Genomic DNA, 21,936 nt, shown 5'->3' with positions numbered 1-21,936 from the left:
TTCTTTAGCTTCTTTTTGTGTTTTTTAAACTACAATATAGCCATTTAAATGCATTTTTGAAGTTCTTTTAAATAAGTGGTTTCGTTTTTATAGTAATTAGCTAGGTTTTAAAAACCTACTCTTTAGTAAATGTGTTTTTATCTGTATGTGCAAAAGTTTTACTATAAATAACTAACACCATTTCTTGAGTATAACTTAATTTGTTGTTAGCCAATTTAAACGCTCTTTTAAAGGATACCGTTTTTACTTTTTGAAGCACAAAAGGCGATTGTACAATACCCTGTTTTGGATCGTTTTCTGATACAGCAACAGTTAGTTTTAACTCGTTGTTTGTTAAAGAAACTTCTCCACCCGCTAAAATATTGACACCTCTAAGAATCGAAAAAGAATTCATAATTGTGTTTTCATCTCTTCTGGTTTAAGCACAATATCTACACCCATTTTACCCTACCAAGCACTAGCATTACGCTTTCGCTTCTATAAACTTTAAGTATAAAGTGGTTTCGTTATTTTTTTTTAATAACTAATGATTTAATTTCTAGGATTAAAGCTGTTATAAAAAGTATAATTGAAGCCGCTATTAATATTTTTCCAATAGTACAATATGTGAAATCATAAAAATCAGAAGAACATCCTAAATAATAGCTAACGAGACCTATTACCATCATAATACCATAGTCAATAAAGAAAATTGTCGAAACTAAAAACAGTGATTTAAAAGCTATATTTTTCATGTCTATTTATTGTATATTTACATTATAAAAATAAGAAGTAAATCCTTTCATAGGAAAGAAGTAATATCACTAGATGTTTTTGTTTTAAGTGATATTTATTAGGTTTAACGATGTAATATTACATGGATTGAAATGAAAAATTTAATTCCTATAATAATTGACTAAATATGCCAGATTTTTTAACTCAAAAAAGCACTAATAATTACGAGTTTTTAAATGCTAAAGAGTGTTTAAACATCTTATCAGATCAAGAAAAACAAGAGTTAGTTGATAATAAAACTGATATTGTGTTTGAAGCAGGTGAGATTATTATTAAAAGAGGTGCATTGGCAAATAATGTTTTATACATAACCGAAGGTTTGGTTAAATTAGAAATTATTAATGACAAGAAACCTTATACTATTGGTTTAACGCAACCTCATTCTTTTATTGGTATTGTTTGTTGTTTTGCTTTTAAAAAATTTGATTTTAAAGCAACTGCTTTAGAGAAAACCAAGGTGAGTTTTATAAGTATGGATATTATTGAAAAATTTATAAAAACAAATGGCGATTTTGCATTAAATTTAATAAAACACATGTCTGGTGTATCCAATGGTGTTTTTCATAGAATAACTTCTTTATCACAAAAAAACATTGATGGGGCTTTATCTTTAGTATTATTAGAATTCGAAAAGATATACAACTCTTCCTCATTTATCATTCCCACTAATAGAACTGAACTTGCAAAAATGTTAGGTTATTCTAAGGAGAGTGTTATTAATACCTTATCAAAATTCAATAAAGAAAAAATTATTAAAGTTTCTGATAGAAAAATAGAAATACTTAGCTTAAAAAAATTGAAACAAATTAGTAAATTAGGATAATTAAATCTTAAAAACGAATAGTAGTAGCGCTAACAAAAGTTAACATTCTTATTTCTATGCAGACTATGAAATTAGAAACCGGTTCTGTTTATTTCATGGGTTATGAAATACCTAAGTTTTATAAAAACAAATTTAAAATGGAATACATTTCTTTAAAACCTACTCTTTAGTAAGTGTGTTTTTATCTGTATGTGTAAAAGTTTTACCATAAATAGCTAATACCATTTCTTGGGTATAACTTAATTTGTTGTTAGCAAACTTAAACTCTCTTTTAAAGGATAACGTTTTTGCTTTTTGAAGCATAAAAGGCGATTGTACAATACCCCATTTTGTATCGTTTTCTGCTACAGCAACAGTTAATTTTAACTCATTGTTTGTTAAAGAAACTTCTCCACCCGCTAAAATATTTACACCTCTAGGAATCGAAAAAGAATTCATAATTGTGTTTTCATTTTTATCCCACAACCAATAACCAGTTTCACTATGAGAAACTTTATCGTTTGCCTTTTCTCTAACTACTTGATGATATCTAACAGCATCTAACTCTTGTTCTTCTGCATTCTCAACTTCTAATTCTATAGGTTCTATGGTTAAAACTTCATAATAAGGGTTGTTTTCATCTTCATCTGGTTTAGGCGCAATATCTACACCCATTTCACCTTTCCAAACACCAATTAGTTGTACTAAAGGATTCTCTATATTTTTACTCATGTTTTATTGTTTACTTTTTGATAATAGTTTTACTTTATTAACTTGTAAATGTATTTTATTTAGGAAAGGAATTTGGTGACTATTATCATGGTTTTTTTAGAAACTAACAAACCTCACAATTTTTGTGTGAGGTTTGTTAAAATATTTTTTTTGAAAAAATTCGCTAACGTTGTTGTGTTAAGGAAAGTTACGTTTAAAGTGAACGGCTATTTTCCGCAGGAAAATAGGAGTTTACAAAAATGCAACTAACTTTGATTAAGCTAAAAATAAGTAATTTTTTTTACACGGTGTTGGCAACTGTTTTTTTTGTTTTCTTTCCACCTTTATTCAGCCATTTTATGCTTAATTTAATTCCTAATAATATACTAATTCCGTAAACAAATAATATCACGCCTTCTGAATCAAGTTTTTGATAAAAAATTCCAAAAAATACAGCTTTTAAAATTCCAGAAGTAGTAAACCAATAACCGCAAAATTGAAAGAAATTCAAACCTTTTGAAAAATTAAAAGAAATAGGGTTTTCGTTCCAATTCGGCTTTTTTATTTCAATTCCTACTAAACTCCAAAATTTTGTAATTAATGGTAAAAATAAAGTAGCGAAAATAAAAATTAAAACACTTATGATTAAATATGAGTCGTTCAATAATTCCGTATTTTTATTATAACCAGAAAAAAATATAGGAAATATACTAATTACAAAAATTGCAATACTTTTCATTTTTCCTATTTTATTCCAACTTTTCATTCTTTCTTTATAAAATGATTTTGTGAAATATTTTTTCATTCCGATTTTCAATTTTCAGATTTTGAGTGAGTAATAGTTGCCAACTTAAGACGATTATGATGTCGTTTTAATGACTTATAATCGGCGTTAGCGAAGTTCGTTTTTTTTAATTTAAAAGTCAAGAGTAAAAACACTTGTTTTTAAAACTTTAAATTTCCTATAAGGGTTTTAGTTTTTAGTACGGATTTCCGTAATTGATGCAATCTTTTTGTTAAAAAATAATTTTAAAATACTGAGATTAAAACTCAGATAAATACCATAAGTTATTTCTCTTTACCATTCCCATTTTTTCAAGTTTGTTTGAACTCAATCCAAAAGCAAATTCAATTTCTGCTCTGTCCTCTTTTATAATAGTTTCTCCAATTATTCTACCATTTTTGAACATATTTTCTAATTCTTCCTTATGTTTTTTTGATAACATTTCAGCATAACAAATTTGATTTACATCTCTATCGTTTTCACCATAAGGGTCGCATAAGTTTCTGAAATTTGAAAAATCTCCTTTTTTAGACGACTCAAAAATATATTTCATTACACTTTCTGGGTTTTTTTGAAATTCAAAAGTTTTTAAATATTCAGATTGTGCAATTTCATTTTTTATTTTTCTTTCGTAATCAAAAATTTCAGATAGTTTGTTACGTGCTTCTCTTAATTGTTTATCCTTTGTTGATTGAGCACGACCAATTTGAAATTTTTTTATATTTTCAATATTCTGTTGTATTTTATTTTTTGATGTAGTTAAATTTTGTAGTTGAAGCGTCAATTCAGTTAATTTTTTTCTTTTTCCAACATTAGATTTTTGTTCGTGAATTTTAAGTGTTTTTAGATTTTCTTCTCCTTTAATTTTTTCAGCTAATTCAAGTTTTGTCTTTTCTAATTCTATTTTTGCTTTTTCTAGTTCTAATTCTTCTTTACTTTTTCCACAAGAGGTTAAAATCAGTATTGTTAATAAAATTAAAATGTAATTTTTAATCATAATTTTTATTTAGGGTTAATTATTTTTTATTACTTAATATGAATAACAAGTTTAAAAAGACTGTTATATATTTTAACTGAAAACGATAATTGAAAGAAACTATTCTACCATTTTAGGTGTAAGAAAGAATAGGAATTGCAATTTTTTTTGTTAAAAGTAAAGGTATCCTATTAAGATAAAGATGATGTTTGTCATAAAATGTTGTTTTTTAACATTTCGCATTGTTTTGGTTGCTTGCTAACAATTAGCCTTATTTATAAAAAAAGTCCCGTTTTAAAACTTTAAAACGAGACTTAGTAGGTATGCTAGTTCTAAAAAATTGCTACTAGCATCAATTTTTTTTTAGTATGTTATTTTTTAGCAGTAGTTTCTTTATTTATTAAATTACCTTGTATGCTCCATGCAAAATCTAACACTACCGTATTTTTAAAATAGGGTGCATTCATATCATAATATTGGTCTGCAGCATAATATTGAAAAGCATCTTTTTTTACAGCAACATCATACATTCTTGCTTGTCCATGACAACTCATACAATTGGTTTCTATACCGGCTTGATTTAATTTACCACCAACATAAGTTTTTTCACTCGCTCTAAAAGCACCTACTTTTTGGTATCCTTCAGAATAATATTTTCGAATGGTATCATTGGCGCCAGAGTAATTTCTAGTTGTAGGACTTTTAGTAGAAGGAGAAAGATTAAAAGTATCTACACTAAAACCTGCTTCTAAATAGGGGTTAAAAGCATAAATAGATTCTTTAATAAATTCTTTTTTGGTAACTGCATTAGAACCACCAGAATAAGGTTGTGCAGGACTAATCATGTTATAAGCAAGTCCCATTGCATAATGTTTTGCAGCTTTTTCTAAGCTTGCAGGTTGTTGGCTAGCAATTAAACTAGAACTTGGGCTTTGTGGCGCTGTAGGATTCTCTGACCACCAGAAAGTTTGCCAGGTCCATCTTTTATTTTCTCTAGTATTTAGATGCATACCTATTAACACTGCATATTGACCTGCTTTTGGTGTTCCACCAGTAATAAAGTTCGTTCCTTTTAAAGCTTCTGCTTGTGCTTTATTTATTTTAAAATGAATGAAATCCTTAACAGAGAACACTTTATTTGCAGCATCTGTAGTGCCTGTAGTTGTAATTGTAATATCATTATTCCATTCATCTGGTCCAAATCCTTTGGCTATAACTTTCGACATTGGTATTTGATTGTGGTAACCAGGCCATACAGGTAGCTTGTATTTTCCTTCAGAAATTTTAACTGTTGATGAATCTGTTAATACCTGAAAAACAGGTTTTATCAATACACTTGAAGCTGGAAAAGCAGGAATATTTGCAATTTTACCAGGCTGAATCATACTTTTTAGCACTTCAAAATAATACAATTCCTTATTAAAAATATGGTTTGCAGCAGTTGGGTCGCATTTTACAAAACCAAGAACATCAGCAGTTTTTACTGAAAGACCATGTGAGTTTTGATGCGGTATTTTTAAATGACCAGTATGAGATCTATTTAAATCTTCTAATTTATAAGACTTGTTTGCAGTTTTAGATCGTAACGCAGTTATAATATCTGCTGGTGTATACCAAGTTTCGAATCTTCTTAATTTTTGACCATTATTTTCTTGATCTGTAAATGTAGTTAGTGCATCCCAAAGATCCCAACCATGAGTAATGATGTCTGTATTAGTTTCTAAGTTATTTACAACAATACTATTTTTCACCCAATTATTAATGGTTGTAGAGTCTGTTGGAAATTTTTGACCAGAAGCTAAGGTTGTTGGCATTTGTTCAGCTGTAATTGCATCAAAAACAACTACTTTTTCTTCTTTTTTACTTTTTTTAGGATTGCAAGAAAAAAGCAATAATACTAAGCTTGCGTAGATAAAATGGTTTTTCATAATACTAAGTTTTTAGGGAATCAAGTAAATAAATTACTTGTTCTAGTTTGGTTATTTGGTTTTTACAGATTTTATATGTACCTGTATTTAGCAAACTTAGTTTTTAAATGTATTTAAATCAATAGGTATAAACACCTGTTTTGTAGTTGTTTAATGTGTGTTTTTTCTGAGAGGGATTCAATGTTTATTGTCTAAATTTTCAGTAAGAGAATTAAGAGTTGGTTTTCTTGAATATAAAAACAAAAAAACCTCACAAAAATGTGAGGTTTTAAGTTTTATAAGAAAGCGTGTTTACATTGCTGCTTTATAAATTGCAATCGTGTCTTCTAAAGTTACTTCTCTTGGGTTTCCACCTGTACAAACATCTGCCATGGCATTTTTAGCCATTTCTGCAAAATCTTCTTCTTTAACACCTAATTCTTTTAATCCAGTAGGAATTCCTACAGATTTAGATAAGGCTTTAATAGCAGAAATTGCTGCATTTGCTCCTTGAGTATCGCTCATTTCTAATACACCAACTCCCATTGCTCTCGCAACTTTTTTGAGTTTATGTGCACAAGCTGGTATGTTAAATTCTTCTACATAAGGTAATAAAATTGCGTTAGCAACTCCATGAGGCATATCATACATACCACCTAATTGGTGTGCCATAGAATGTACATAGCCTAAACCTGCGTTAGAAAAAGCTTGTCCTGCAATAAATTGTCCCCAAGCCATTTTACTTCTTGCTTCTAAATTTTGTCCATCTACAACAGCAATTTCTAAACTTTGTGAAATTAATTTAATTGCTTCTAAAGCCAAAGCATCAGACCAACCAAAAGCGCCTTTTGTAACATATGTTTCTATAGCATGCGTTAAAGCATCCATACCTGTTGCAGCTGTTAATGCAGCTGGTTTACCTAACATTAAAGTAGGGTCGTTTACAGCAATAGAAACCAAACAGTTTTTATCTACCATTACCATTTTTATATGGCGTTTTACATCTGTTATAACGTAGTTAATAGTTACCTCACTTGCTGTACCTGCTGTAGTGTTTATAGCAATAATTGGCAAAGAAACATGTTTAGACATATTAATTCCTTCATAATCTGCAATATCGCCTCCATTGGTAGCTAAAATACCAATTGCTTTTCCACAATCTTGTGGAGATCCTCCACCTAATGTTAAAATAAAATCACAATCATTTTCTTTCAATAGTTTTAAGCCATTGTTTACGTTTTGTGCGGTTGGATTTGGTTGTACATTATCAAACAAAACAAGTTCTATATTAGATGCTTCCATAACATCCATCACTTGTTTTGCAACACCAATTTGCACTAAAATTTTATCGGTAACAAAAAGCGCTTTTTTATAAGGCAAACTTTTTAATTCTTCTCCTAAATCTTGTAAGGCTCCTGGTCCAATTAAACTTAATGGAGGTAAGTAAATTCTTCTGTTTTGTAACATTTTAATAATTTTTTATGTTTTTTTAACAGGTTAAAATTATTATTATTATTATCTGAAGTAGATGATTTATGTCATCTTTTCTTTTTTCTAATTTAAGTTAGAGTTTTTTTTATCAATATAAAAGTGTGTGTTTTTGCTGTAACTGATTAATTATTAGTCTCTTTTGTTGTTAAGTATAGTTGTGTAAGAATATTATGGTGAAAACAAAATGATTGTTTAGAGCAACAAAAAAACCTCACAATTTCGAAGTTTCGAAATGTGAGGTTTTTGCAATCAAGCAATTTTTAAAACATGCTACTCATTATTTATAATAATTTTTAAAGCTTTTTCTTTACTAGCATTTATAAACACTTTATAAGCATGTTCGAGTTCAGATAGTGGATATCTGTGTGTAATCATTTTCTTTAAATCTAAACGATTTGTAGAAACTGCCTTTATTAACATTGGCGTTGTATTTGTATTTACAAGTCCGGTTGTTATGGTTAAATTTTTAATCCATAGTTTTTGAATTTCGAAATCTACTTTTACACCATGCACACCAACATTGGCAATATGAGCTCCTGGTTTTACTATTTTTTGACAAATATCCCAAGTAGAAGGAAGCCCAACTGCTTCTATAGCTACATCTACACCATCATTACCCACTATTTTTTTAACTGCATCTTCAACATTTGTTGTTCCAGAATTTATAGTATGTGTTGCGCCTAATTCTTTGGCTAGTTCAAGTCTATTGTCATCCAAATCAATCATAATTATTTTAGAAGGCGAGTAAAATTGTGCCGTTAAAAGTGCAGACATTCCTACAGGGCCAGCACCCACAATTGCAATTTCATCTCCAGGTTTAACTTGTCCATATTGCACACCAATTTCATGACCAGTTGGTAAAATATCACTTAATAAAACCGCTATTTCATCATCAATACTTTCTGGAATTTTATGTAAACTATTATCTGCATGAGGAATTCTAACATATTCTGCTTGTACACCATCAATCATATAACCTAAAATCCAACCTCCATCTTTACAATGTGCATACATTTGTTTTTTACAATACTCACAAGAACCGCAAGAAGTAATACAAGAAATTAAAACTTTTTCGCCTTTTTTAAATTGCGATACACTTTCACCAACTTCTACTATAATACCTACACCTTCGTGACCCAAAATACGTCCACTTTCAATTTCTGGATTTTTACCTTTGTAAATACCTAAGTCTGTACCACAAATAGTTGTTTTTGTTACTTTTACAATTACATCTGTTGGTTTAATAATAGTTGGCTTTGGTCTTTCTTCTAAAGCGATGTTATGATCGCCATAATAAACTAATGCTTTCATATTTAGTACTTGTTTTATAATTTGATGAATTTTAACAACGGTTATGATGTTTTACGATTCATAATTATCGTTTTTTATATAAAAACTCTTTAGAACTATAATATCTTAATTTAATTTTAAAAATTTAGTATAGATATAATGTTCGTTTCAATACTGAATGAGGTTCAGCATAAACACCAACAATAAGAAGTTGGTAGGGCGCTATTTTTATAAAAAGTTTAAAAAGGAAATTTTCTTTTAACAGGTTAAAAATAAGTTTTTTAAGCGTTAAATTAGATGACTATTGTCATGCTTTATTAGTTATTAAAGTTGTAATTTATGAAATGCCTTAAAGTTGGAGGTAGGTGTTAAAAAAACCTCAATGCTAAAGTGTAAGGAATTGAGGTTTTTAATCTGTGATACTATTAAAGTTTTAATTATTCATATTTCCATATTTTACGTACTTTATTTTTGTCTCTAGTTACTTTTGTACCCACTAAACTTTCCCAAAGAAACAAACCAGAAATTTTTTCAATTTTACTGGTAGCTACTTGAAATGTTTCTAATTTTTCATCAGTTTCTTCATTTGGTATTATAAAAGACCAAAGGTGTAAAGCGCCTCTGTGGTTTTCTGTAAGTATCGATTTAAAATAGGAGTGAGGTATTGGTAATGTTACACCTGTTTCTTTTTTAGAAGCGACTACTTTTACTTCGGTATCAAACATAAATAAGGGACCAGATATTACATAGGTTTCTAAAATATTTTTTTTAGAATTTAAAGTTCTAATTGCAGCTTCTAGTTTTTTCCAAATACCTCTGTTAAATTTGGGGTTCTGTGGCGACATGTTAGAGAGTAAAAAGGTTTCGCTATTTTGTATTTGTGTTTCTATTTGGTTTGCACTAGAAACTAAATGTCCTCTATCGAAACCAGAGTTTGTATAATCTGCTAAATCTGCTCTAAACCTTTCTGGTATTCTGTAATCGGGTCTAAAATTGTCTAAACGTTCTACATCGGTTCTGTCTTTATCTACAATTTCTAAAGCCCATTTTGCTTGTCTAAAATAATAAGAGTAGCCTAAAACATAATGTCTGTTAAAAAGTATTTGATCTGCAGCTGGAATCCCATATCTGGTTTCTCGCTTTAAATTAGATTGATTAATCATAGCTTTTCTTTTTGTTTTAAAGTTACCAAATTAAAACTATAAAATGAGTTTTTATAGAGGTAAAACACCTGTTTTTTAGTGTTTTATCAGTTTTTGATTTAATTGTAAAAAAAAACCTCACAAAAAGTGAGGTTTTTTAAAAGTGTTTGCAATAAAAGAAAGGTCTTATTTTAACTTTGTCTTTTATAAAAACCTTCTTTACACTGCCAAATTTTCAATTCTTGTTCAATACAATTAGCAATTAAACCACTAGTAAATGGGTACTTAACTTATATAATTCGTAAGGGGATTTTATATAAGCAAATGCTTAATTTATCTTATGAAAAAACTTAGGGGGAATTTAAATAAGTAAATGCATTTTTGATGGTGTAAATATAATAGGATGGTTATTTTTTTTTAATGACTTTTATCATTTTATATGAATTATTATTGACTTATATATCTTAAATTAAAATAAAAAAACCTCACTATTTTGTGAGGTTTTGTACTTTTCTAGTTGAAAAAATTATTTTTTCACTGCTGTATCAACGGTCAACCTTTCTTCTCTATTTGCAATATCCCAAGCTGTATAAAAAATTAAACGTGTTCTTTTTTCTAATAAGTTGTATTCAATTTTATCTGGTGTGTCTGTTGGTTTGTGATAATCTTCATGCGTACCATTAAAATAAAAAATTACAGGAATATTGTGTTTAGCAAAATTATAATGATCAGATCTATAGTAAAAACGATTAGGATCGTTTTCATCATTGTATTTATAATCTAAATTGATGTTGGTATAATTTGTGTTTGCATCTTCACTTATTTGATGCAATTGTGTACTTAATTTATCTGCACCAATTAAATACACATAATTAGAATCTATTTTATGTGCTTTATCAACTCTACCAATCATATCTATATTTAAATTACAAACGGTGTTTGCTAACGGAAAAATTGGATTTTCTGTATAATATTTAGAACCTAATAAGCCTTTTTCTTCTCCTGTGACATGTAAAAATAAGATTGATCTTTTAGGTCCTTTTCCGTCTTTTACCGCTTTTTTAAAAGCTTCTGCAATTTCTAAAATAGCCATAGAACCAGAACCATCATCATCTGCACCATTGTATACTTTGCCATCTTTTACCCCTTCGTGATCTAAATGTGCAGAAATAACTATAATTTCATCTGGTTTTTCTGTTCCTTTTATAAAAGCCAACACATTTTCTGAATCTTTTAATTCGGCTCCTCTTGCATTTTTATTTAAAAATTCTGCAGGTACTTCTTGGTAGTAATCATCACCACCTAAAGGTGATTTAATTTCTTGACTTACATAAAAGTCTTTTAAGTATTTGACAGCTTTTTTTTGTCCAGGTTTTCCAGTTTCTCTTCCTTCAAATTCATCTGAAGCAAAAATATATAAATGTGTTTTTAAATTTTCTGCAGTAATTGTAGCTGCATATTTTGTTGTATTATCTTTATTTTCTGTTTCTTTAGAAGCTGTATTTTGACTTGAACTACAGGCTGCAAAAATTATTAAACTAAAAGTAAAAAGTGTGTTTTTCATTGATTTAGAAATTTGAATATTTAAAAGTAGTCATAAATAACAGATTAATTTTTACTAATAACAAATTGTTGTAATTCCTTATTAAAAATCACCAATTCTTTGGGGAATAAAGTATCAAACGCATTTTCTTCAATTAACTTTTTAGGAGTTCCTGAATGCAAGGTGTTTTCTGTTATTAAGATAATTTCATCTGCCAATTGAATGGATAAATTAACTTCATGAGAAGAAATTACCACTGTTTTTTGAGTTTCTGCAACTAATTTTTTTAACAAAGAAAATATTTTAATGGTATGATGCATGTCTAAATGTGCAGTGGGCTCATCTAAAATAATAATTTCTGTGTCTTGCGCCAATGCTCTTGCAATAAGTACTCTTTGTAATTGACCATCACTCAACTCATAAAAACGTCTATTTTTAAGATGTGCTATTTCTGTTTGATGAATGGCAGTTTCTACTTTTTCTATATCTTTTTCAGAAAGCTTGTCAATCCAATTGGTGTAAGGTTGTCTTCCTAATGCAATGAGTTCGTAAACAGTTAATTGACTTTCAGGTAAACGTTCTGTTAATACTAAACTTAACTGTGTAGAGAGTTCTTTTTCAGTAAGTTCTTGTAGTTTTTTCTGGTGGATAAATACATCACCCAAAATAGGTTTTTGTACTTTAGAAAGTGTCCTTAATAAGGTAGATTTCCCAATTCCGTTTTTACCCAAAACAGTTACTAACTTTCCTTTTTCAATTTCTAAATTGATCTTAGAAGCTACAATTTTAGCATCTTTTTTTTGCTGATAACCTATAGATAGATTTTCGGTTTTTAAGATGATATGTTTTTTATGTTGTTTAATTGTGTAAATGTTTAATTGTTTATTGTATAGTTTAATTTTAGTTTCAAAGTTTCAAAGTTTGACTTGTTTGCTTTGTCGCAATTTTTCACTTAGCCACTCATTTTAAACAAATATTCGTTTTTTTCTAATTAACAGCCAAATTACAACTGGTGCTCCAAATAGTGAGGTTATCGCATTAATTGGCAGTGTAAATTCGCTTGTTGGTAATTGTGCAATCATATCGCAAACTAATAAAGCAATGGCGCCAATTATTGCAACAGCTGGTAATAATATTTTATGATTAGAACTAGAAAATAACATTCTTGCAATGTGAGGAACTGCCAAACCTACAAATGCAATTGGCCCCGAAAAAGCGGTAATAACTCCTGTTAAAATACTTGTAATTAATAAAATGATGTTCCTACTTCTCTTTACATTGATTCCTAAGCTTTTTGCATAGTTTTCACCTAATAAAAAACTGTTTAGTGGTTTTATTACAGAAATAGTTCCTAAAATTCCTATTGTATAAATCATAACAAAAACAGTAATCTCATTCCAAGATAAATTTCCTAAGCTACCAAAAGACCAAAATAAATATTGTTGAATTTGAGCTGCTTCAGAGAAATAAGATAAAACGCTGATTACTGCAGATGTTAATGAGCCAAACATTAATCCAATAATTAAAATAGACATGGTGTTTCTAACTTTATTTGCTGCAATAATTACTGCAGATAAAACTAAAAATGCACCTAAACTTGCTGCAATTGGTAAAGACCAATTAGAAACAGAACTCGTTAATAAAAAGCCACCAAAAACAGACGAACCTAAAATTAAAATAGCAACTCCTAAACTTGCACCAGAAGAAATACCCAATACAAAAGGTCCTGCTAAAGGATTTCTAAATAAAGTTTGCATTAATAAACCACAAATTGACAAACCAGAACCCACTAAAACTGCTGTTATTGCTTTTGGTAATCTAAAATTAATGATAATGGTTCCCCAACTTTCTTTGGTAACATTTCCACCAAAAATGCTGTTAAAAATATCTTTAAACGGAATAGAAACAGATCCAAAACTGATGTTTAAAAAAAACAAGATTATCAGTAAAACTGATAAAAAGAGAAAGTGTTTTGTATATGATTTGTTTTCCATTCTGTCATTCTTGCGGTGGTAGGAGTCTATTTTTTTTACTTTTGTCATTCTCACGAAAGCGGGAATCTATTTTAACTTTTAAGGATTCCTGCTTTCGCAGTAATTACAAGTTTATGAATAATTTTTTTCTAAAAAAGCAACTAATTTCTGTATGGCAATTCCTCTATGAGAAATGGTGTTTTTTTCTTCGGTTGACATTTCTGCAAAAGACTGATTAAAACCTTCTGGTTTAAAGATAGGATCGTAGCCAAAACCTTTTTCTCCATGTTTTTTGGTCAAAACTTCACCTTTACAAATTCCTTCAAAAAGAAATTTATCTTCATTTATATTTAAAGCAACAGCTGTTCTAAATTGTGCTTTTCTATTTGTTTTATGTTGTAAGTCTACTAATAATTTTTGCATATTATTCTCAGAATTTGCAGGTTCACCCGCAAAACGAGCAGAATATACTCCAGGTTTCCCATTTAAACTTTCTACTTCTAGGCCAGTATCATCAGCAAAACAATTAAAACCAAACTTCTTAGTAATATAATCTGCTTTTAACTGTGCATTTCCTTCTAAGGTAGTTTTAGTTTCCTCAATTTCATCAAAACAAAGAATGTCTTTTAGACTCAATAATTGTATTGAATTTGGTAACATTTCTTGTACTTCTTTAAGTTTGTTTAAATTGTTGGTTGCAAAGACGAGTTTCATTTTGTTTGGTTGCAAAGTTAGAAAGTAACAAAGTTACAAAGTTTAATTCCGTTATTTATAAAATCAAAAAAGTAAAATATTAAAAATAGCTGTCTTACTCATGATGATAAGGTTCATTCTTCAAAATTGTAAAACCTCTGTATAATTGTTCAACAATAAATAAACGAATCATTTGATGAGAAAATGTCATTTTAGATAAAGATATTTTTCCAACAGATTTTTTATAAACTGCTTCAGAAAAACCATAAGGTCCACCAATTACCAAAACTAATTGTTTAATTCCAGAGTTCATTTTCTTTTGTAAATATTTAGAAAACTCAATAGAAGTATATTGTTTTCCTTTGTCATCTAACAAAACTAACTGATCTGTATTTTGCAATTTTGATAAAATTAAATTTCCTTCTTTTTCTTTTTGTTGAACTTCACTTAGATTTTTCACATTTTTTATATCCGGAATTATCTCTAACTCAAACTTTATATAATGTTTTAATCTATTTTGATATTCATCAATTAACTGAATCAATTGTTTATTGTCAGTTTTACCAATGGCTAGTAATTTAATCTTCATGCTTCAAAATTATGAAATATATATAGATATTCAACTAAAAACATCTCGATACAAAATTCTTGAAAAAAGAATTTCACTCGATGTGACAGTTCTTTAGCAATTAAACGCAACAGTAAGAACTAGCTGTCACTTCGGGTGATTCCGCTTTTTGCGGAATTGTATCGAGAAGTCTTTAAATTTCATTAAATACTTGTAATAAATTGTTATTTTTACATCAGAATAAAAAAGAATTATGATATCACAAAAACAATTTGAAAAAGAGTTAGAACTTATAATTACAAATGCAATTAGAGAAGATATTGGAGATGGAGATCATACGTCACTTTCTTGTATACCTTCAGATGCAATTGGTAAGGCAAAGTTGTTGGTAAAAGATGATGGAATTATTGCAGGAGTGGAGTTTGCAAAACAAGTTTTTTCTTATGTTGATAAAGATTTACAAGTAGAAACATTTATAAATGATGGAGATAAAGTAAAGTATGGAGACATCGTTTTTCATGTTTCTGGAAAATCTCAATCTATTTTAATGGCAGAACGTTTGGTGTTGAATGCAATGCAAAGAATGAGTGCAATAGCAACTAAAACCGCTTTTTTTGCTGATTTATTAAAAGGAACAAAAACCAAAGTTTTAGATACAAGAAAAACAACTCCAGGAATTAGAGCTTTAGAAAAATGGGCTGTAAAAATTGGAGGTGGAGAAAATCACCGTTTTGCTTTGTATGATATGGTAATGATTAAAGACAATCATATCGATTTTGCTGGCGGAATTACTGCAGCAATTACAAAAACTAAGAAGTATTTAGCAGAGAAAAATCTTGATATTAAAATAATTGTTGAAGCGAGAAGTTTAGAAGAAATTAAAGAAATTCTTTCAAATGAAGGCGTTTACAGAATTTTAATAGACAACTTTAATTACGAAGATACTAGAAAAGCAGTTGCTTTAATAGGTGATACTTGTTTAACAGAATCTTCTGGTGGAATTAATGAAGATACAATAAGAAAGTACGCAGAATGTGGTGTAGATTTTATTTCTTCTGGTGCATTAACACATTCTGTTTATAACTTAGATTTGAGTTTAAAAGCTTTTTAGAGTTTGAAAAAAGTTACAGAGTAAGACTTTGCAGCTTTACAACTAAATTTAACTTTGTTACTTTAAAATAAATAAAATACCTTAAAAATGAAAAAATACATTTTAATAGCAACTTTAGCTTTTGTAGCAAGTTGTAACACTAAAGAAGCAAAAAAAGAAAGTACAATGGATATTTCTAAAAATCCTTTATTAGTAAAAAGTACTTTAGAATATGGTACGCCAGATTTCACAAAAATTAAAACAGCACATTATTTGCCTGCCATTTTAGAGGGAATGAAATTGCAAAACGAAGCAATTGCAAAAATTACAGAGAATAAAGAAACTCCAACTTTTGAAAATACCATTATAGCTTTAGAAGAAAGTAGTAAAAAGTTAGATGATGTAACTGCTGTATTTTATGGACTTGCAGGTGCACATACAAATGACACAATTAAAGCAAATCAAAAAGAACTGGCGCCTAAGTTTTCTAAACACAGAGATGAGATTCTATTAAATACCCAATTATTTGAGAAGATAAAAACGGTTTATAACAATTTGTCAGAAGCTAATTTAGATGCAGAATCGAAACATTTAGTAAAAGAATATTTTAAGGATTTTTCTAAAGCTGGTGCAAATTTATCCGAAGATAAAAAAGTGAGATTAAAAGAAATAAATTCTGAAATAGCGAGTTTATCAAACGATTTTGGAAAGAAATTGTTAGACGCAAGTAAAAAAGGTGGAATTGTAGTTGCTGATAAAGCTCAGTTAAAAGGCTTTTCTGAAGAAAAAATTAAATCTTTAGAAAAAGATGGAAAGTATGAAATTCAGTTAATAAATACGACACAACAACCTTCTTTACAGGCTTTAGAAAATAGAGAAATTAGAAAACAGTTATTCGAAAAATCGATTCATAGAGCAGATAAGGGAGAATATAATACAAGTGATTTGGTATTAAAAATGGCTTTGTTAAGAGCAGAAAAAGCAAAAATTTTAGGTTTTGATAATTTTGCAAGCTGGAGTTTACAAGGAACAATGGCTTCTAAACCAGAAAAAGTTTTTGATATGTTTACAAACTTAATTCCTGGTTCTTTAGAAAAAGCAGCTTCCGAAGTAAAAGAGATTCAGGCAGAAATTAATAAAGAAGGAAAAGACTTTAAATTAACGCCTTACGATTGGAATCATTATGCAGAGAAAGTACGTAAATCTAAATATAATTTAGATGAAGAAGAGGTAAAGCAGTATTTTGAAATTACCAATGTTTTAGAAAAAGGTGTTTTTTATGCAGCAACAAAATTATACGGAATTACATTTAAAAAACGTACAGATATTCCAACATATCATCCAGATGTTGTGGTTTATGAGTTATTTGAAGAAGATGGAAGTAAGTTAGGTTTATTTTTTGGAGATTATTTTGCAAGAGATAGTAAACGTGGTGGTGCGTGGATGAGTAGTTTTGTAAAACAATCTAAATTACGTAATCAAAAACCTGTAGTTTACAATGTTTGTAATTCACCAAAACCAGCAGCAGGAGAACCTGCGTTAATCAGTTTTGATGGCGTAGAAACAATGTTTCACGAATTTGGTCATGCTTTACATGGTTTATTTGGAAATCAAAAATATGCTTCCATTTCAGGAACAAGTACTGCAAGAGATTTTGTGGAATTTCCATCTCAGTTTAACGAAAACTGGTCTACACATCCAGAAATATTAAAAAATTACGCTTTACATTATAAAACAGGAAAAGTGATTCCTGCAGAATTATTGAAAAAAATTAAAGATGCAGGTACTTTTAATCAAGGTTATTCTATGATTGAAAACTTATGTTCTTCTAGTTTAGATATGAAATGGCATACAATTTCTGCAGATCAAAATATTAAGGATGTTGCTAAGTTTGAGGCAGAAGCTTTAAAAATAATGAAATTAAATGTTGATGAAATTCCTCCTAGATATCGTTCAACTTATTTTGCACATATTTTTAGTGGAGGATATGCAGCTGGATATTATTCGTATTTATGGACAGAAATGTTGAGTCATGATGCCTATGATTGGTTTAAAGATAATGGATTGTTAACTCGTGAAAACGGACAAAAATTTCGTGAGCAAGTTTTATCTAAAGGAAACACAATGGATTATGCAGAGATGTATAAAACATTTGCAGGAAGAGATCCTAAAGCTGCACCAATGTTAAAAGCAAGAGGCTTAAAATAAATGGATAACTATTTTGATAGTGAAGAATATTCAAAAATTGATTTCAGTAAAACGAAAATCAAAAAAGGAGAATATGATAATTGTACATTTATCAATTGTAATTTCGAAAGTATTCATGCATCAAATATTCAGTTTGTAGAATGTGAGTTTATAGATTGTAATTTTAGCAATACAATTATTAAAGAAACCGCTTTTAAAGATGTAAACTTTATCAATTGTAAAATGATAGGAGTAAAGTTTAATGAATGCGATCCTTTTTTATTGCAATTAAGTTTTAAAGATTGTCAATTAAACTTTTCATCTTTTTATCAATTAAAAATATTGAATACCGATTTTGTAAATTGTAATTTACAAGAAGTAGATTTTACAGAAACAGTTTTAGCAAATTCAATTTTTGATAATTGCGATTTTAAATTGGCTATTTTTGATAGAACAAATCTTGAAAAATCAGATTTTAGAACTGCGTTTAATTTTGAAATTAATCCTGAAGAAAATAGTTTAAAAGGAGCTAAATTTAGTAAAGAAAATGTTGTTGGGCTTTTATCTAAATATAAAATCATCATCGAGTAAGTTTTTCTCCTTCGGGGAAATGTCTAAAAGACAAAGGGACTAATGAGTAAAGAAATAGAAGATAAACTAGAAAAAATACCAATTGTAAATATTTTGGTGAAATTTGGGAAGAAAATAAAAGTCCCAGGTTTAGAAGGTATGTCTTTATATGATGTGCTAGAAATGTACATTATTGGTATTGTAGAAGGAGCTTTAACAACTAGAGCAGGAGGAATTGCATTTAGTTTTTTTATGGCAGTTTTTCCTTTTATGCTGTTTATTTTAACGTTGATTCCTTATATTCCTATTGATGGTTTCCAAGAGGGATTATTCTCTTTTATTAAAGAAATTTTACCACCTCAAACCTTTGAAGCTGTAAATGTTGTTTTAGGCGATATTATTAATAATCAATATGGAGGATTACTTTCTTTTGGATTTTTATTGTCAATTTTTTTAATGACAAACGGTGTAAATGCCATTTTTGGAGGTTTTGAGTATTCGTATCATATTACTGATGTTAGAAATGTTTTTAAATCTTATTTTGTGTCTTTAGGAGTTTCTTTATTAATGTCATTTTTCTTAATAGTAACCATCACAACTCTTATTTTATATCAAGTTGCGTTGTCTAAAATTGATGAACAAGGTTGGTTGAATACTAGTGATTTAAATCTCTTTTATATTGGAAAAAATGCCGTTTTTTTAATAATGATTTTTACGATTGTTTCGCTACTTTTTAGATATGGAACCAAGCAAGGAAAAGAAACAAAATTCTTTTCTGCAGGAGCACTTTTAACAACTGTAGTTTCATTATGTACTTTTTATTTATTCGGAATTTACGTTGTTAAATTCGCGCAATACAATCAATTATATGGTTCTATTGGTACACTTTTAATACTAATGTTATTTGTGTGGTTAAATGCAATTATTCTGCTCTTGGGGTTTGAATTAAACGCTTCTTTACACGCATTAAGACAAAGAAATAAAATCGATTCAACCTTATAACCTTTATAAGTTTTTCACGATATTTGCCAACGAAGTTGGATTAGGTATTTCACTCTTGTGAAAAATAAAATTCGAACTATAAAAAACGAATGTATAAAAGATTAAGAGTTTTTGATTTTGAGTGAGATAACTCATAATTTAAAATTCATAATTCATAATTAAATATATGAAACCAAGCATCCCAAAAGGAACAAGAGATTTTTCGCCAACAGAAGTTGCAAATCGTACGTATATAATGAATACGATTAAAACTAGTTTTGAAACTTTCGGTTTTCAACCAATTGAAACACCAAGTTTTGAAAACTCATCAACTTTAATGGGTAAATATGGTGAAGAAGGAGATCGTTTGATTTTTAAAATTTTGAATTCTGGTGATTTTTTAAAGAAAGCAGATGAAAAATTATTATTAGAAAAAGAAAGTACAAAAGTAACTTCACAAATTTCTGAAAAGGCATTACGTTACGATTTAACAGTACCTTTTGCAAGATATGTTGTTCAACATCAAAACGATATTACATTTCCTTTTAAACGTTATCAAGTGCAACCCGTTTGGAGAGCAGACAGACCACAAAAAGGACGTTTTAGAGAGTTTTTTCAGTGTGATGCAGATGTTGTTGGTAGTAAATCTTTATGGCAAGAAGTAGATTTTGTTCAGTTATATGATACCGTTTTCACAAAATTAGGTTTAGCAGGAACAACTATCAAAATAAATAACAGAAAAATACTTTCTGGTATTGCAGAAGTTATTGGAGCACAAGATAAATTAATTGATTTTACCATAGCTTTAGATAAGTTAGATAAAATTGGTAAAGAAGGTGTTGTAAAAGAAATGTTAACTAAAGGAATTACAGAAGATGCTATTAAAAAAGTAGATCCTTTATTTAGTTTTAATGGTTCTAATTTAGAAAAATTAGCTTCTTTAGAAAGTATGTTATCGTCTTCTGAAGAAGGAACTAGTGGAGTAGAGGAGTTACGTTTTGTAATTAATTCTATTGATGAATTAGGTTTAGAAACTGCAGCTTTAGATGTTGATGTTACTTTAGCAAGAGGATTAAATTATTACACAGGAGCAATTTTTGAAGTTGCTGCGCCAGAAGGTGTAAAAATGGGTTCTATTGGTGGTGGTGGAAGATATGATGATTTAACAGGAATCTTTGGATTAAAAGATGTTTCTGGAGTTGGTATTTCTTTTGGATTAGACAGAATCTATTTAGTTCTTGAAGAATTAGGTTTATTTAAAACTGTTGATTTACCAAAACCAAAAGTTATTTTCTTAAATTTTGATGCAACTACAGATGTTGCTAAAATGAAAGCAATTAAGAGTTTAAGAGAAAATAATGTGAAAAGTGAATTTTATCCAGATTTAGGTGCAAGTAATAAAGCCCAAAAACGACAATGGAAATACGTTACCAATAGAGCAATAGAATTTGTAGTTTCTAAAGTAGAAAACAATGTTTTTACTTTGAAAAATATGACTTCTGGAGAGCAGTTAGACTGTTCGTTAATAGAGTTGGTAAATAAGTTAAAAGCATAAAATATTATAGTTTTATAATTTTTATCGATTATTAAACTTAGATAATACGTTGCAAACACGTAAATTTGCACTTTAATATAGATTGAAATGTTTGAATTGAGCAGCAAAATGAATGACGAAAGAATAGAAGAATTAGGAGAAGATCACATTGGTACTTCAGCCACAACTCCATTAAGAGCAGACGCTTTTGATATTTCTGATGAAGAAAAAATTGAAAGAATCCAAGAAAGTGTAAAAGATATTTTAAACACTTTAGGAATGGATTTAACAGACGATAGTTTACAAGGTACTCCAAAAAGAGTTGCAAAAGCATTTGTAAATGAGTTATTTATGGGGTTAAACCCTAAGAATATGCCAAAAGCATCTACGTTTGATAATAATTACAATTATGGTGAAATGTTGGTAGAAAAGAATATCGTAGTATATTCTACTTGTGAGCATCATTTATTGCCAATTATTGGTAGAGCACATGTTGCTTATATTTCTGATGGAAAAGTAATTGGTCTGTCAAAAATGAATAGAATTGTTGAGTATTTTTCTAAAAGACCTCAAGTTCAAGAGCGTTTAACAATGCAAGTTGTACAAGCAATGCAAGAAGCTTTAGGAACACAAGATGTTGCATGTGTAATTGATGCAAAACATTTATGTGTGAACTCTAGAGGAATTAAAGATATAGAAAGTTCTACTGTAACTGCAGAATTTGGAGGGAAGTTTAAAGAAAGAGATAGAAAACGTGAGTTTTTAGATTACCTAAAAATGGATACAGATTTCGATTAATAGAAAAAAAATTAACTATTTAATAAAATTATAAAAACGCTTAGAAATCTCTAAGCGTTTTTTTTATGAATTGAAAATAAATCAATCTGTTATGCTTTTGTATATGTTCTATTTTCAATTTA

General features: G+C 28.8%; 20 protein-coding genes. 7 read left to right on the top strand and 13 right to left on the bottom strand.

Annotated elements, in window-relative coordinates:
• Positions 1–115: 115 nt before the first annotated feature.
• Positions 116–397, bottom strand: coding sequence for a heme-binding beta-barrel domain-containing protein (locus PHEL85_RS04175; protein ID WP_262501554.1), 282 nt, complete (start codon positions 395–397; stop codon positions 116–118).
• A gap of 504 nt (positions 398–901) precedes the next feature.
• Between PHEL85_RS04175 and PHEL85_RS04165 the strand changes: the two genes are divergently transcribed.
• The gene (locus tag PHEL85_RS04165) at positions 902–1,597 is read left to right on the top strand and encodes a Crp/Fnr family transcriptional regulator (RefSeq protein ID WP_036821423.1); all 696 of its coding nucleotides are present in this window, start codon (positions 902–904) and stop codon (positions 1,595–1,597) included.
• 159 nt (positions 1,598–1,756) lie between these two features.
• Here the strand turns inward: PHEL85_RS04165 and PHEL85_RS04160 are convergent, their stop codons facing one another.
• The 12 genes from PHEL85_RS04160 to rlmH all read right to left on the bottom strand — a co-directional run bounded on the left by PHEL85_RS04160 (position 1,757) and on the right by rlmH (position 14,675).
• Positions 1,757–2,308, bottom strand: coding sequence for a heme-binding beta-barrel domain-containing protein (locus tag PHEL85_RS04160; RefSeq protein WP_036821420.1), 552 nt, complete (start codon positions 2,306–2,308; stop codon positions 1,757–1,759).
• Positions 2,309–2,588: 280 nt separating this feature from the next.
• Complete coding sequence (locus PHEL85_RS04155; protein WP_036821418.1) at positions 2,589–3,092, bottom strand: hypothetical protein; 504 nt, start codon at positions 3,090–3,092, stop codon at positions 2,589–2,591.
• A gap of 238 nt (positions 3,093–3,330) precedes the next feature.
• The gene (locus PHEL85_RS04150) at positions 3,331–4,068 is read right to left on the bottom strand and encodes a DUF4878 domain-containing protein (protein WP_036821416.1); all 738 of its coding nucleotides are present in this window, start codon (positions 4,066–4,068) and stop codon (positions 3,331–3,333) included.
• Between the two features lie 350 nt (positions 4,069–4,418).
• The gene (locus tag PHEL85_RS04145; RefSeq protein WP_036821414.1) at positions 4,419–5,975 is read right to left on the bottom strand and encodes a hypothetical protein; all 1,557 of its coding nucleotides are present in this window, start codon (positions 5,973–5,975) and stop codon (positions 4,419–4,421) included.
• 291 nt (positions 5,976–6,266) lie between these two features.
• Positions 6,267–7,421 (bottom strand): iron-containing alcohol dehydrogenase, encoded by a 1,155-nt coding sequence (locus tag PHEL85_RS04140; RefSeq protein WP_036821410.1) that lies wholly within the window; start codon positions 7,419–7,421, stop codon positions 6,267–6,269.
• A gap of 294 nt (positions 7,422–7,715) precedes the next feature.
• Complete coding sequence (locus PHEL85_RS04135) at positions 7,716–8,756, bottom strand: zinc-dependent alcohol dehydrogenase family protein (RefSeq protein ID WP_036821407.1); 1,041 nt, start codon at positions 8,754–8,756, stop codon at positions 7,716–7,718.
• Positions 8,757–9,172: 416 nt separating this feature from the next.
• Complete coding sequence (locus PHEL85_RS04130; RefSeq protein WP_036821404.1) at positions 9,173–9,898, bottom strand: DNA/RNA non-specific endonuclease; 726 nt, start codon at positions 9,896–9,898, stop codon at positions 9,173–9,175.
• 505 nt (positions 9,899–10,403) lie between these two features.
• The gene (locus PHEL85_RS04125) at positions 10,404–11,441 is read right to left on the bottom strand and encodes a M28 family metallopeptidase (RefSeq protein ID WP_036821400.1); all 1,038 of its coding nucleotides are present in this window, start codon (positions 11,439–11,441) and stop codon (positions 10,404–10,406) included.
• Positions 11,442–11,485: 44 nt separating this feature from the next.
• Positions 11,486–12,283 (bottom strand): ABC transporter ATP-binding protein, encoded by a 798-nt coding sequence (locus PHEL85_RS04120; protein ID WP_036821398.1) that lies wholly within the window; start codon positions 12,281–12,283, stop codon positions 11,486–11,488.
• 102 nt (positions 12,284–12,385) lie between these two features.
• The gene (locus PHEL85_RS04115) at positions 12,386–13,414 is read right to left on the bottom strand and encodes a FecCD family ABC transporter permease (RefSeq protein ID WP_036823098.1); all 1,029 of its coding nucleotides are present in this window, start codon (positions 13,412–13,414) and stop codon (positions 12,386–12,388) included.
• A 111-nt stretch (positions 13,415–13,525) separates the two neighbouring features.
• Positions 13,526–14,107 (bottom strand): non-canonical purine NTP diphosphatase, encoded by a 582-nt coding sequence (locus PHEL85_RS04110; protein ID WP_036821396.1) that lies wholly within the window; start codon positions 14,105–14,107, stop codon positions 13,526–13,528.
• A 94-nt stretch (positions 14,108–14,201) separates the two neighbouring features.
• Positions 14,202–14,675 (bottom strand): 23S rRNA (pseudouridine(1915)-N(3))-methyltransferase RlmH, encoded by a 474-nt coding sequence (gene rlmH / locus PHEL85_RS04105; protein WP_036821393.1) that lies wholly within the window; start codon positions 14,673–14,675, stop codon positions 14,202–14,204.
• Positions 14,676–14,907: 232 nt separating this feature from the next.
• Between rlmH and nadC the strand changes: the two genes are divergently transcribed.
• The 6 genes from nadC (at position 14,908) to folE (ending at position 21,814) form a co-directional block, all read left to right on the top strand.
• On the top strand, positions 14,908–15,765 hold the full coding sequence (gene nadC, locus PHEL85_RS04100; RefSeq protein WP_036821391.1) for a carboxylating nicotinate-nucleotide diphosphorylase: 858 nt from the start codon (positions 14,908–14,910) through the stop codon (positions 15,763–15,765).
• A gap of 87 nt (positions 15,766–15,852) precedes the next feature.
• Positions 15,853–17,952: a M3 family metallopeptidase gene (locus PHEL85_RS04095; RefSeq protein ID WP_052108444.1), complete on the top strand. Its 2,100-nt coding sequence runs from the start codon at positions 15,853–15,855 to the stop codon at positions 17,950–17,952.
• Entirely contained in the window at positions 17,953–18,522 is a 570-nt protein-coding gene (locus PHEL85_RS04090; RefSeq protein ID WP_036821388.1) for a pentapeptide repeat-containing protein, read from the top strand.
• Between the two features lie 42 nt (positions 18,523–18,564).
• Positions 18,565–19,503 carry a YihY/virulence factor BrkB family protein gene (locus PHEL85_RS04085; RefSeq protein WP_036821383.1) on the top strand — a complete coding sequence of 313 codons (939 nt, stop codon included), beginning with the start codon at positions 18,565–18,567 and terminating at the stop codon, positions 19,501–19,503.
• A 166-nt stretch (positions 19,504–19,669) separates the two neighbouring features.
• Positions 19,670–21,037 carry a histidine--tRNA ligase gene (hisS, locus tag PHEL85_RS04080; protein ID WP_036821380.1) on the top strand — a complete coding sequence of 456 codons (1,368 nt, stop codon included), beginning with the start codon at positions 19,670–19,672 and terminating at the stop codon, positions 21,035–21,037.
• A gap of 108 nt (positions 21,038–21,145) precedes the next feature.
• A complete protein-coding gene (folE, locus tag PHEL85_RS04075) occupies positions 21,146–21,814 on the top strand; it encodes a GTP cyclohydrolase I FolE (protein ID WP_235318229.1) in 669 nt (222 codons plus the stop codon).
• Positions 21,815–21,936: the final 122 nt, after the last annotated feature.

The sequence above is a fragment of the Polaribacter sp. Hel1_85 genome (assembly GCF_000766795.1).
Classification (GTDB): Bacteria; Bacteroidota; Bacteroidia; order Flavobacteriales; family Flavobacteriaceae; genus Polaribacter.
Note: the sequence above shows the minus strand (reverse complement) of the source record. Positions and strands in the feature narration are given on the sequence as shown.